We start from the raw sequence: 13,150 nt of genomic DNA, 5'->3' as shown, positions 1-13,150 counted from the left end.
CTGTAAAAGGGGCTGAACTCGTGATGAGTTCAGCCCCTTTTTTTGGTTGACTGTCGGCCGCGATTACTGCTTCATAATCTTTCGAACGAGTCGGTGCTCGCCAACCTGAACATTGAGCAGGTATAGCCCGGCCGGTTGTTGACTAAGGTCGAGTACCGTTTGGCGGGTATCGGTTTGCCGGTTCAATACGGGAATACCAGCCAGATTGCTCAGGGTGAGCTGGGCCGGTTCACGGGTTGTCAGGGGCAGGTCGATCGCTACGGTCAACAGGTTTTGCGTAGGCACAGGATACAGCGAGACCGTATTGAGCAGTGGGTTTTCGACAGCCAGTAGTGGGAGTACCGTAATAATAGCCGAACCCGATACGGGGCCGCCACTACTACAATTGTTGCTGACGGCCGTGAGGAAATAAGTTGCCGTTTTGGGTGGTATCACCGACAGTATATGCGGGTTGGCGTTGGTCTGGAACGTGCTGGTTGCGCCCTGCGTACCATCGACGGTAGAACTGTAGCTGATACTCCAGGGACCATCGCCAGCCAGCGCGATACTGAGGCTGGCGGGGCTGCCTTCGTAAATGTTCTGTGTACCTGTCAGCACGGCGGCGGGGAGCCCGCGAATCGTCAGGATGGTTGGGCTACGTTGCCCCGGCACTTCTGCGCCCGGATTGGTTGCCAGCACCCGCACGAAGTAAACGCCACCGGTTAACGTAGTGGGCAGGTTGGCCGTGAGTGTATTGCCAGTGCCTGCAACCGACACATCGACGTAGTTTTTCGACAGGGTGTCGGCCACTTGCACTTTAAATGCATTACCCGAATTGAACGTACCTGATGTGGTATACGCAACGGCGAAACTTGTGCCGGCGCACACTGTTCCCGTCGCCAGAGCCTGGGTGGTGATCGTCGGTATGTTCACAAAAACGGTCGCGGTGGCCGGGTTACCCGGCAGGCCGTTGCCACAAACGTTTGATACACTGGCCACCCGGTAGGTAGTTGTCTGAAGCGGCTTCACCGATACCGACGACAGAGTATCGTTGGCAATACCGGAGGTACCGTCGGTCAGCGTGTAGGTGTAGGGCGGTGAACTGGTGAACAACAGTTTTAATGACGTCGACTGACCGTAGTTGACCGTAGTCGATCCCAGCAGCCCCAGTGTTGGGTTGGTATTGACCACCAGCCGGATCGTGCTGCGTGGACTCGCGCAACCGCTGCTGGAGACAGAATAGACCTGATAGGCTTCGCCGCCTTTCGTGGCGTTGGCGGTTGGTGGCGTTGGATTTTGAGCACTCTGTGGCAGCAACTGACCGTTTGGGTCATACCAGCGAAGGCCGGGACCAGTCGCTTCCAAGGGGCGGGCTACTTCATTCCGGCAGTAAGTCACCAGCGATGACGACACTACAGGTGCCGGATTGGCCTGCACCGTCACCCGCAGCAATGCCTTATCGCTCACGCAACTGTTCACTGTTTGCGTTACGCGGAAATCGAGCGAGTAGGTGCTGGTCACCCCAGGGGTAGGCGCAAATCCATCGGGGTAGGCATTGTCGTCTACGTAATACCACTTTAAATTCTGGCCCTGAGCGGTTAAGGGTTGTACCGTTTGCTTTGGCTGGTCGGGGATATTGCTGCTTTCGAGGCAATAGGTTACTGCCTGAGTAGCCGGTGGGGCGGGTTTAGGCTGAATCACCACGGCATAATCAATCTTCGGTCCTTCGCAGCCGTCGGTTGATTGAGATACCTTGTACGTCAGCGTCCGGGCTACGTCGGTGGGTAATACCGGCGGCGTTGACCCAAGCGGGCTGTTGTTCGAATCGTAGAATTTCAGGTTGGTGCCTGTAGCCTGAAGCGCCCGTCCAGGGCTGAGCTGGCAGAGCTGGAACGGCGTAATGCCCGGTACACCCGGCGTTGATTTTACCCGCACCGTTACCGTCGCCTGATTGCTCCGGCAGCCGTTCAGGTCCTGCAATACCTGATACGTATAGGTTTTCACGGCGTCGTTTTGTGGGGTTGGCCCCGTTGCGCTTTCCCGCCCGTCTACCAGCCAGATAATCGACGCGCCAGTCTCGGGGGTGGCTGTCAGGGTTGGGGCACCGTATGTCTGGCAAAACTCAATGCTGGTGGTGGTGGTTGGCAACGCTGGCTTCCGTTTCACGGTTACGCTGATAGTCTGCCGAAGGCTTTCGCAGCCATTGATTGTTTGCGTAACGTAGAACTGCTGAGGCGTACCTACATTGGTTGCGGCGGTACTGGGTGTTGGCGACTGGCCGCTGCCTGTTCCTCCGGTTGCGCTGTTATACCAGAGCAGACTTTGCCCCGCCGCCGCTATGGACGTTGCCACATCTTCGGCGCAATAATCGCGGGGCTGCGTAAAGGCCGGATTTGCCGGAATAGCATACACAGGTACGTTGTACACGATCTTCGGCCCTTCACAACCATCGGTTGACTGGGAAACCTTATAAGCCACTGTTGTTACCTGCCCGGTACTGGGCGATGGGGCCGTACTGCCCAGTAACTGATCATTGGCATCGTAATATTTCAGCTCCGTACCGTTGACCTGTAATGGACGTGATTCCCGACCAAAACAGAGCGAGTAGGGCGTAATGCTGGGTTGTCCGGGCGTTGGTTTGACGGTCACCGTTACGGTAGCTGGCTCGCTACGGCAGCCATTCAGGGTTTGCAGCACCTGATACGTATAGGGCCGGGCCACGTTGTTGGGAGGCACCGGAGCTGTTCCACTTTCTGAGCCGTTGTTTACCCAAATCAGCGTAGCGCCGCTCTCGGCCTGCGCCGAGATTACCGAAGGAGTATAGTTCTGGCAGAAAGGCTGACTGATGATGTTGGTTGGCAGGTCGGGCTTGCGCTTTATCGTGACCGATACCTGCTGCCGTTGCTGGCTCTCGCAGTTTGTTACCGTCTGGCTGATGTAGAACAATTGGGCTGTACCCACGTTGCTGGCTGCGGTGCTGGGCGTTGGAGCCTGCCTGGTTCCTGTACCACCCGTCGCAGCCGAATACCAGAGTACGCCCGGTTCGGTAGCCGTTAAAGGCGTTGACGCATCGCCAGCGCAGTATGTCCGTGACTGGGCGGATGTTGGCGCTCCCGGTGTTGCATTCACACGGGCCGTTACCGGACGCTGCGCACTTTGGCAGCCGTCGCTGTTTGTTTGGGTCACGTAGAAGGGCGTGTCTCCCTGGCTGGCTGTAGAGGGCGAGGGAGCCTGTGCCAGACTGACACTCGTAGGCGAGGTATACCACTTCAGGTTCTCACCCGTGGCTGTCAGGGGACTTGAGGCCTGATTCTGGCAAAAAGCAGCGATGGCGTTCGTATACGGAACGGTTGGCGCATCGGGCGTATCTTTCACCTGAACCAGCACCGACAAAAAGTCGCTCTGGCAGCCGTTGGCATCAGTTTGGGTAACCTGGTAGGTGTATGAGTTGGCGGTGCGGGGGGCGGTGATGGTCGTGTTGTTTATGAATGTACCCCGGTTGCTGCCTCCGTCGGTATACCACTTCACGTTATTGCCACTGGCAGTGAGCGAAGTGGGTGCCTGCGCTTCGCAGTAGATGTAAGCGGCCGACAGCGTAGGTTTAGCCGGCAGCGGGCGCACAAAGAACATAAGTGCCGGGCTGCGCTGGCTGGTGCATCCGTTACCATCGGTCTGGGTTACTTCGTAGATGGTCTGGCTGTTCGGGGTTGAGGTGGCGGGGCGAGGTGCGCCGGGCAGGGCCGTGTTGCTACCCTGCACATACCAGGTCAGGTTATTGCCCGATGCGGATAGTGTCTGCTGGGCGTCGTTCTGGCAAACGTTCACGCTGGCTACGTTGGGCGGAGCGGGTTGTGCATTGATCACTACGGTGCCCTGAACGCGTGTACTGTTACACCCATTGACGACCTGCCGGAAATAGACAGGTACGTTGCCACCCGCCGTGGAAATCTGAAAGCTGCTTCCGGTAGTTAGAGCGGTAGGTGCCGACAGGGAAGCGAACCACTCGATAGTGCCGCTTCCGTTAGCGGTAATCGTCTGCATATTGTTCGTACCCGTATTCTGGCAGAAAGAACCACTATTCAGCGACGGATCGCCCGGCTTTGGCGTTACCGTCACCGTAAATGGGCTGCTCAATGGGCCTTCGCAACTACCGTTGAACTGACTGATCCTGTATTGTTTGGTAGATGTCGGGGCCGGAATTGTGGCCGCGGTGGTGGTCGTGTTGTCGGTCAGGTTATACCATTTCACGGAGGTGGCACCGCCTGATAAGTTGGCACTTAACGGACTCTGGGCCACGTCTGAGCAATACGGGTTAGTAGGTAGAACAGGCGTGGGTGCACTGCTGGGCGTGGGATTGATGGTAACACTGCCCTGGACGCGGGTGCTACCACAGCCGTTGACGACCTGCCGGAAATAGACAGGTACGTTGCCACCCGCTGTTGAGATTTGAAAGCTGCTTCCGGTGGTTAGAGCGGTAGGTGCCGATAGCGAAGCGAACCACTCGATGGTGCCGCTTCCGCTGGCTCTGATCGTTTGTGTAGCCCCTGATCCCGACCCCTGGCAAAATGGGCCAATACTGGTGTTGTCCAGCGACGGATCGCTCGGCTTTGACGTAACCGTCACCGTAAATGGGCTGCTCAATGGGCCTTCGCAACTACCGTTGAACTGACTAACCTGGTACTGTTTGGTTGATGTTGGGGCTGGAATAGTGGGAGTGAGGGCAACAAGGCCATCGGTCAGGTTATACCATTTCACGGAAGTGGCACCGCTTGATAAGTTGGCGCTTAACGGGCTTTGGGCATCGTCTGAACAATAAGGGTTGGTTGGCCGGTTGGTGGTTGGCGCACTGCTGGGGGCCGAGTTGACCGTTACCGATTCAATCCTGGTGCTGGCACCGACGCAGCCACGGCTATCGAACTGGCTGATGGTATAGGTGTAGGTTCCGGTCGTTTGCGGTGTTGGAATGCTGGCTCCTATCTGTGTTCCTGACTGAATGGAGACCCACTGAATAGTAGATGCTATCCCTGTGCTAGTGGGCGAGGCCGTCAGGGTCGACGGCCCCTGACCTGGACAGAAAGCGGCAGGTGGCGTAAAATTTGGCGCGGAAGTAGGGGCTGCTAATGAAACAGTTACAGGTGCTTTGGCGCTTTTGCACCCGTTGATCGTCTGGGTAACGTAATACGTGACGGGTGTGCTGGTTGTAGGTACGTTATAGGTGCTGCCGGTAGCCACCACGGCGGCACCCGCCGCCGAGCCGTTGTACCATTCTATAACACCAGTGCCTGTAGCCGTAATAGGCTGTAGACCTGAACTGGGGCAAAATGTGTAAAGTCCTGATTGGCCTACGGTCGGAACGTTCGTGCCAATTGTTACGGCAGTTGGCGTTTGACTGCTGGTACGTACAGGCTTGTCAGACACGACCCTGAACCGGTAGCCAGTTCCGTAAGTAAGCGTACCCAAACTGCCTGACACGGTGAGTGTAGTAGCACTGGCTGGGGCAGAAGCTAAACTTGCCACGACCACTGGAGTAGCCGAAAACAAGCCATTTTCGTCCGATTGCTGTAGCGAAAATATATTCCCTGCCGTGAATACGCCTGTGGTTGAGAAGGTAAGCGAGATGGTCGAACCAGAGCAGAGGTTTGTTGTCGGCGATATGTTTGAGGTAACGTTGATCGTCTGCGCCTGCGCTAAACTGATGGCTGCCAGGCCAGTCAAAATCGTTAGCCACACAGCCAGATAACGGCGAGTAAAGAACCAATCCATACTGAAAAATTTATGAGTTAGATATAAAACGTCCCTAAAGGTAGGGGATTTAACGGGAGTCGAAGTCCATGTTTTAGCTGAAAAGCCCCCTTAAATCGTCGTTAAATCCAATTACCAGGCTGAAACGTAGTAACAGTCACTATTCTCAAAAACCAGACCAGATATAATTCTACCGTTTGTCTATATAGCTAGTCAACAAGGAAATTGAGCGTATGCCGAGTGCGTGTGCTTCGGGTCGGCGCATCATCAGGCAATACGCGTTGTTGAAGCCAAGCGGCTTTTCCCAATGCAACGCATAACGCCGTTTAAACTCCTGGCTCACATAGGTATACACGGCTTCAGGCTGTCCATCCAGGGAGTCGAGTACGGGGGCAGACGGTTGCAGAATAACCAGCAAACCCGTACCGGTATATTCGGGATAGAAGTCGATGGCACCGGTACGAAGGGCGTCGAAGCAAAGTTGCGTGCCGCCAAAACCGGTCTTCGAAACAACGCGCAGTGGCGTATAGCCTTCAATGAGCTGCCGGTAAATTTCTGCCAGAATATACTGCTCGGTAAACACTTTCGAGCCCATCACCACCTGGCCCCGGCGTGGTCCGGTGGGTGTTTGCAACAACCCGGCCCGGCTCAGAAACTCGCGGGCGACCCGCTCTGGTGATTGGTGGAGGTAGTCGGCGCGGTAGTTCAGGTCGGTCATGATCGAGTCGGTAAGGCGACCAGCCAGCCGGTCTAGGGTGGGGCCGAGGGCTGGGTACGTTCGCAACGTGGCTTCGCGCACGATGGGAGCAGCAGCATAGGGCGGAAAGGCGTGTTTGTCGTCGTCGAGCACTACCAGGTTAAACGCCTTGATGCGTCCGTCGGTCGAGTAGCCGCTGATCACATCGACTTTCCGGGTACGTATTGCTTCGTACATCAGGCTCTGGTCGAGTAGTCGGTTGGATATCTGGAGTCCGTAGGTTTTTTGCAGCCCCGGATACCCGTCGGCTCGTCCGCCAAACTCATGGGCAAACCCCGCCAGTAGCTTCGTCTGCCCCGCTTTTGGTAGCAAATAAGCCGACGATAGCAGGGGAAGCAAGAACAGCCAAAGTGCGGTTCGGTTGCGTAGCTGCCCCCATTTCACCACCTGAAGCCGTGCCAGTGCCCAGTCGAACAGCACAGCCAGCAACGCCGCCGGTATAGCCCCGGCCAGCATCATGTTGGTGTTGTTGAGCGCAATGCCGCCAAAAATAAATTCGCCGAGGCCCCCCGCCGCCACATAGGCCGCCAGCGTAGCCACGCCCACGTTGATGACCGTAGCCGTGCGGATTCCCGCAAAAATAACGGGCAGTGCCAGCGGCAATTCGATCTGGCGCAGCACTTGCCCATCGGTCATGCCCATGCCCCGCGCCGCCTCGGTCAGCGTTGGGTTCACCTCCGTAATGCCCACGTACGTATTGCGAATAATGGGCAGGAGCGCGTACAGAAACAGGGCCATCAGGGCTGGTCCTGCGCCAATACCCAGCAACGGAATCAGAAAACCGAGCAGCGCAATGCTCGGTACGGTTTGCAGCACGCCCGCTACACCCAGCACCGCCGAGGCCACGCGCCGCCGTTTGGCAATGAAGATGCCCAGTGGCAGACCAATGAGCAGGGCCAACGCCAGGGAACCAAACGTCAGCCCAATGTGGGTCATGGTCTGTTCCAGTAACTTGGCGGCATTATCGCGTATAAAGTCGAGCATAGGGTTTTAAGGTGCAACGGCGTTGCTACACTGTGGGAATACGTTGTCACTCGCCGCAGGCAAGCGCCAACGAGGGTTATCAGTTACCTGTTAATCGTTATAACGCCATGTATTCTTGTACGAAATCGGTGGCGGGGTAGTCGCGCAACTGGTCGGGTGGGCCGAGTTGAACGATACGCCCGGCGTCCATGAGGGCAATACGGTCACCGAGGGTAATAGCTTCGCGCACGTCGTGGGTGACGAGCACAATGGTTTTCTGCTGAAGTGCTTCCAACTCCCGAAACTCCCGCCGGATGGCCGCGCGGGTAATAGGGTCAAGCGCGCCGAAGGGTTCATCCATCAAAATGATGGGTGGGTCGGCCGCCAATGCACGGGCCAGCCCAATCCGTTGGCGTTGTCCGCCGCTGAGCTGGTCGGGGAATCGGGTCAGTACAGAGTCGGGCAGGCGAAGCATGGTCAGCAGTTCCTGGGTACGTTGCCGGATGCGGTCGGTTTCCCAATCCAGCAGGCGCGGCACCACGGCAATATTGTCGGCCACGCTATAATGCGGAAACAGCCCGGCATCCTGAATAACGTACCCAATGCGCCGTCGGAGTACGTGCGGTTCCTGCTCCTGGATAGCCATGCCGTTGATCTCGATCGTGCCAGCGTCGGCGTCGATCAGGCGGTTAAGCATTTTAAGCGTCGTGGTTTTGCCGCAACCCGACGTACCCAGCAACACGAGCGTTTCGCCCGTTGGGATTGTCATCGTCAGGTCGTCGACAACGGCCCGATTGTGGTATCGTTTGGTTACGTTGGTCAGGCAGATGGCGGGCGGGGGGCTGCCGTCGGATGTGGACATACAGAAATGAAAACAAAGTGACTAACGTGTAAACTACGAAGAAAGCAAAGCAGCGCAGGCTGGCCGAAAAAAGAACAGCGCATGCCATAACCGTTGGGTACGTTGTGGGTGCGTTCAGTAAAAATAGCTTACACAACGTAAATAGGCTACGTGCAGGGCGTTGTACCTTGCCGCGGTAAGCTGGTCATCGTGGCCGGTTGCCGTCACTTCGTTCGGTTTATGCTCACACTCCGCGTCCGACTTGCCCAGTTTGTGCAGCAACAGGCAGCCAACCGCGTATTCTGGCTGGTCTTGACCGGGCTGGTGAGCGCTCTGATTGGCTTTGTGGAACGGCAGTTTAGTGGTAACGACATTCATTCGCTGGCTGCGTACTATGTCGATACGGGCGTCAACCCAACGGTGATCATCCGCGACTGGTCGCCCGAACGCCGTTGGCTGGCCTGGCTGGAGGTGGCCGTCGATACGGTGCTGTTCATACCCGCCTATGTGGTGACGCTGGCTATCTGGTGTCGGTATTTCTCGTACCACAGCCTGTTTGTGACCAACCGGTTCCGGCCTTTTCTGAAGCTCGTTATGCAGTGCGCTGGTGGCTGGATCAGGCGGGCGCTGGTGGTTGGTGCGCTGGCCGATCTGGCCGAAAACGGGATGATGATGGGCTGGCTGCTGGACCAACCGGGCCTGTTGCCGGGCGGGGCTGTGCTTGCGTTGCGTATTTTGAAGTTCGTTCCAACCGGCGCGGCGGTGTTCTTCATTCTGCTACATCCGCTGGGTATTCTGCTGTCGGTCCGGGAATCGTTTTTCCGGCTTATCGGGCTTGATCGGTATAACCAGGAGATGGTTAGGCAGGGGCTGATGAACCACATCAACAAGCGCCGCCGTACCGACCTTGATATTCGGAATGCGGTGTTGCGGTTCAAAAGCGACAGGGCGTTTGTTCCTCCGCAGCCACTCTCGTTTGGCAGGTACGTTATCACGCTTTGGAAAGGCTTCCTCAACGTGCAGTTTGTGGTGTATCTGCTGCTGTTCATGTTCGGTGTCTTTCAACTCGATCAGTTCGACGAGCTGTTTTATTTTTTGCTCACCGAGCGGCGGGGCGTGTGGGTGGTACTGTTTACATTGCTGGCGCTCTGCCTGTGGAGCGGCATGGTGTACGTCAGCAGTAAGATTCTGCTGTTCATCCAGCCCAATTTTTTCGATGGCGTCGACCCGGATAAAGTCGATTCAACGGCTCGGGCACTCGACAAAATAGGTGGCGAACTACGTCTGCTGCGCAATACGCCTCTCTGGTTGTCGCACGCGCCGTTCCTGCTGCTTTTCCTGACGCTTGCGCTCAACTTCAGCCGATTGGCTTCCGTTGAACAGAAAACGCCGGATTTTGCCTTTAAATACACGATCATTCTGTTGGCACTGTCGACGGTTTATGCCCTGTTTGCAGTGGTGATTCATCGCATTCATTATTATTCGGATAAGGAAACCCGCCCCGAACGGCGTTGGTCTTTTGCCTTATTCAAACCCGATTCGCCCGCCAGTGATTACGCCCTCCTGGTGGATCGGGCGCCGTACAGCATCTTGTATGGGCAGGGCGTGCTGGTGCTGTTGCTGCTGTTGTTTCTGCCCTCGGCCACTGGTCTGGTATTGTCGAAAGGTATTGGTCTGTACGCCATTGTCATGATCTGGCTGACCGGCCTCGCGTATATGGGTACGTTGCTGTATCAGTTCAACCAGTTACCAAAGTACCCCGTGCTGGTGGGGTTGCTGGTTGCCGTGCTGGTGTTTTCCCGCTTCAACGATAACAGCGATATTCGGTTAAGTCCCGTAAAACTCAATACCGTCACTGGCGAACCCGACACGACCGCCCGTCGCCCCAGTGTGGAAGCGTACTATGCCCACTGGCTGAAAACCCGGCACGCCTTCAGCGATACCAGTACACTGCCCGTGGTGGTGATCGCCACCGCCGGTGGGGGCATCCGGGCGGCGGCCTGGACAACAGAATCGATGATTGCGCTGAACAAACAGATACCCGGCTTCGATCACCACGTGTTTGCCATCAGCGGTGTGTCGGGCGGTGGGGTGGGAGCGGCTACATACGTGGCCATTCTGGGTGGTCAGGCCACCGTGCCGATCAGCCAGTCGCTGACCTCGTTTCCCGACAGCATAACGGCCCATCTGCGCAATGTAGTCACCGAAGATCTGGTGTCGCCCACGGTAGCGTCGATGTTGTTTCGGGGTGGTATCCACAACTTCACGCCGTTTCCGCTGTATAGTATCGATCGAAACCGCTGGCTGGAAGATGCCTGGGAGCAGCGAATCATGACCAGCGTGAACATGCCCAACGATGGCGTTCGCGGGCAACTGACCGAGTCGTTTCTGTCGCTCTGGCCGAGCAATGATGCCCTGGCTGCCGACTCGCTTAATCTGCCTGCGCTGCTACTCAACGGGGCTGTGGCCGAAACGGGGCAGAAAATAGTGATGAGCAACCTGGATTTGGGCAATACCAGCGACCGGAAGAATCCGTTTTACGACGTGGCTGACCTGTTTGCCAGCATCAACCACGACGTGCCTTACAAAACGGCTACGTTTCTGTGCGCCCGTTTTCCGTTCGTCACCAGCGGCGGAAAAGCAACTGGCATGCTGCCTAACATTACAACGGATTATCGCGAAACCAGTTATCACATCATCGACGGCGGTTACGCCGAGAACACGGGTATCGTCACGGCGGTGCAACTGATCAAAAAAATGCAGCGCATTAGCGATAGCCTGGCTTTACTAACAAATCGGCCCGTGCCACTTCGGCGGCCGGTGGCGTATTACCTGCTTTTTTTGCCCAATTACGCCGCGTCTGAGGCCAAGGGTTCGGTGACCACGTTTCGATTTCTGGCCGAACCGGTTAAGGGGTTCCTCAACACCTGGGATCGCAATGGGGTCAGCCTCGACCAGTTGATTGGGCGCACGTTGCAACGCGACAGAAAAGCGCTCAGCTTCGACTATGCCAGCCTGATGCTGAATACCAAAAAACACCGCTATCCGCTGGGATGGTACATATCGCCCACGGCCGTTGGCAAAATGAGCGATCAGGCCAGCACCGATGTGCAGAGTCAACTGGCGGTTCCTGCGTCGGTATTCAGGCAATTACAAAGGCAGATTCACCCGTAGTTTGCGGGTATTTGGCCATGCTTCGGCGTAGTCCCCGCCCTGAAGGGAGTCCGCTGGCGCAGGTGTAGGCTTCGCGGAGCTAGAATGCGCCAGCAGGCTCCCTTCAGGGTGGTGGGCTACGCCAAAGCACATCACGCAAATGAATGGTAGTTGATTGATTATAAACAGTTTAGTGTTAATACTTTGTTTCTTTTTTCAAGTAGCCCGGTACTAAAGTGAATTCTGTTCAGGTACGTTGCCAGCCCATGATTTCATTCTAAAAAAGGCTTGGAAAAGCCGCGAAAAAGTCTTAATTTTATTGAGTTAAACAACCCCGTAAACATGGCAAAATCCGATTCTGCTACGGCCACAGCAACTGCTAATGACAACAAGCTGAAAGCCCTTCAGACCACTATTGAGAAATTAGATAAAGCGTTCGGCAAAGGAACCGTTATGCGGCTGAGCGAGAGCAAGGTCATGGACGTACCTGTGATCTCAACAGGCTCGCTGGGCCTCGATCTTGCCCTTGGCATTGGCGGTTTACCACGCGGTCGGGTCGTAGAAATATACGGACCAGAATCGTCGGGCAAGACCACGCTGACCATGCACGCGATTGCCGAAGCCCAAAAAGCCGGTGGCCTTGCCGCGTTCATCGACGCAGAACACGCGTTCGACCGTACCTACGCCGAGAAACTGGGTATCGACGTCAATAACCTGCTGATTGCCCAGCCCGACAACGGCGAACAGGCACTCGAAATTACCGAACACCTGATTAGCTCGGGTGCCATCGACATTATCGTGATCGACTCCGTGGCGGCCCTGGTGCCAAAAGCGGAGATTGAAGGCGAAATGGGCGAGAGTAAGATGGGTCTACAGGCCCGTTTAATGTCGCAGGCCCTTCGCAAGCTGACCGGTACGATCAACAAAACGCAGTGCTGCTGCATTTTCATCAACCAGTTGCGCGAAAAAATCGGTGTGATGTTCGGTAACCCCGAAACAACCACTGGTGGTAACGCCCTGAAATTCTACGCATCGGTTCGTCTCGACATCCGTCGGATCGGACAGATCAAAGAAGGTGCTGACAACGTGGTGGGTAACCGGACTAAAGTAAAAGTGGTGAAGAACAAACTGGCGGCTCCCTTCAAAGTCGTTGAGTTCGACATCATGTACGGTCAGGGTATCTCGAAAGTAGGTGAAATTCTTGACCTCGCCGTTGAAATGGAGATCGTTAAGAAATCGGGTTCATGGTTCTCATATGGTACCAGTCGTCTGGCTCAGGGCCGCGATGCCGTGAAAGACCTGATCCTCGACAACCCTGAATTGATGGCTGAACTGGAAGGAAAAATTCGTGCTAAGATCGCCGACGATCAAAATGCTCTCCTCGACCCAATGGGTGCCGTTGAAGAGGAAGACGAAGTAGCCGAATTGTAATTTTTCAACCCCATAAGGTCTCTTTTCAAACCTTATGGGGTTATTGGTTTTATATAAAAAGGGCCGTTTCCAAGCAGGAGACGGCCCTTTTCGTTTGCTATCTATCATTTCTCATTGTAACGTATTGCTGACGCGTGGCCCTTCGACAGGCTCAGGGTGACAACTCACATCTAGATGTTCATGACGAACTTGGGTGAGATTGTCACCCTGAGCCTGTCGAAGGGCCGCGCGAAAGCAATACAGTATAGTCGGAAGAAATAACTCCTCAAAAAACGCAACGCTGG

General features: G+C 55.8%; 5 protein-coding genes. 2 read left to right on the top strand and 3 right to left on the bottom strand.

Going from position 1 to position 13,150, the window contains the following annotated elements; all coding sequences use genetic code 11:
* Positions 1–63 precede the first annotated feature (63 nt).
* From ACFE8Q_RS18685 to ACFE8Q_RS18675, 3 genes are all read right to left on the bottom strand, one after another.
* Positions 64–5,742, bottom strand: coding sequence for a T9SS type A sorting domain-containing protein (locus ACFE8Q_RS18685; protein WP_375446951.1), 5,679 nt, complete (start codon positions 5,740–5,742; stop codon positions 64–66).
* A gap of 169 nt (positions 5,743–5,911) precedes the next feature.
* A complete protein-coding gene (locus ACFE8Q_RS18680) occupies positions 5,912–7,462 on the bottom strand; it encodes an ABC transporter permease/substrate-binding protein (RefSeq protein WP_375446950.1) in 1,551 nt (516 codons plus the stop codon).
* Between the two features lie 97 nt (positions 7,463–7,559).
* Positions 7,560–8,303, bottom strand: a complete 744-nt coding sequence (locus ACFE8Q_RS18675; RefSeq protein ID WP_375446949.1) for an ABC transporter ATP-binding protein — start codon at positions 8,301–8,303, stop codon at positions 7,560–7,562.
* Positions 8,304–8,522: 219 nt separating this feature from the next.
* On the opposite strand from ACFE8Q_RS18675, the gene ACFE8Q_RS18670 reads away from it, so the two are divergent.
* Together ACFE8Q_RS18670 and recA are read left to right on the top strand one after the other, a co-directional pair.
* On the top strand, positions 8,523–11,456 hold the full coding sequence (locus ACFE8Q_RS18670; protein WP_375446948.1) for a hypothetical protein: 2,934 nt from the start codon (positions 8,523–8,525) through the stop codon (positions 11,454–11,456).
* Between the two features lie 321 nt (positions 11,457–11,777).
* Positions 11,778–12,866, top strand: coding sequence for a recombinase RecA (gene recA / locus ACFE8Q_RS18665; protein ID WP_375446947.1), 1,089 nt, complete (start codon positions 11,778–11,780; stop codon positions 12,864–12,866).
* Positions 12,867–13,150: the final 284 nt, after the last annotated feature.

Source organism: uncultured Fibrella sp., assembly GCF_964250085.1.
In the GTDB taxonomy this organism is placed as follows: domain Bacteria; phylum Bacteroidota; class Bacteroidia; order Cytophagales; family Spirosomataceae; genus Fibrella.
Note: the sequence above shows the minus strand (reverse complement) of the source record. Positions and strands in the feature narration are given on the sequence as shown.

Coding starts and splice junctions, on each gene's coding strand:
- ACFE8Q_RS18685 (WP_375446951.1), bottom strand. CDS start 5,742: ATGGATTGGTTCTTTACTCGCCGTTATCTGGCTGTGTGGCTAACGATT.
- ACFE8Q_RS18670 (WP_375446948.1), top strand. CDS start 8,523: ATGCTCACACTCCGCGTCCGACTTGCCCAGTTTGTGCAGCAACAGGCA.
- ACFE8Q_RS18680 (WP_375446950.1), bottom strand. CDS start 7,462: ATGCTCGACTTTATACGCGATAATGCCGCCAAGTTACTGGAACAGACC.
- recA (WP_375446947.1), top strand. CDS start 11,778: ATGGCAAAATCCGATTCTGCTACGGCCACAGCAACTGCTAATGACAAC.
- ACFE8Q_RS18675 (WP_375446949.1), bottom strand. CDS start 8,303: ATGTCCACATCCGACGGCAGCCCCCCGCCCGCCATCTGCCTGACCAAC.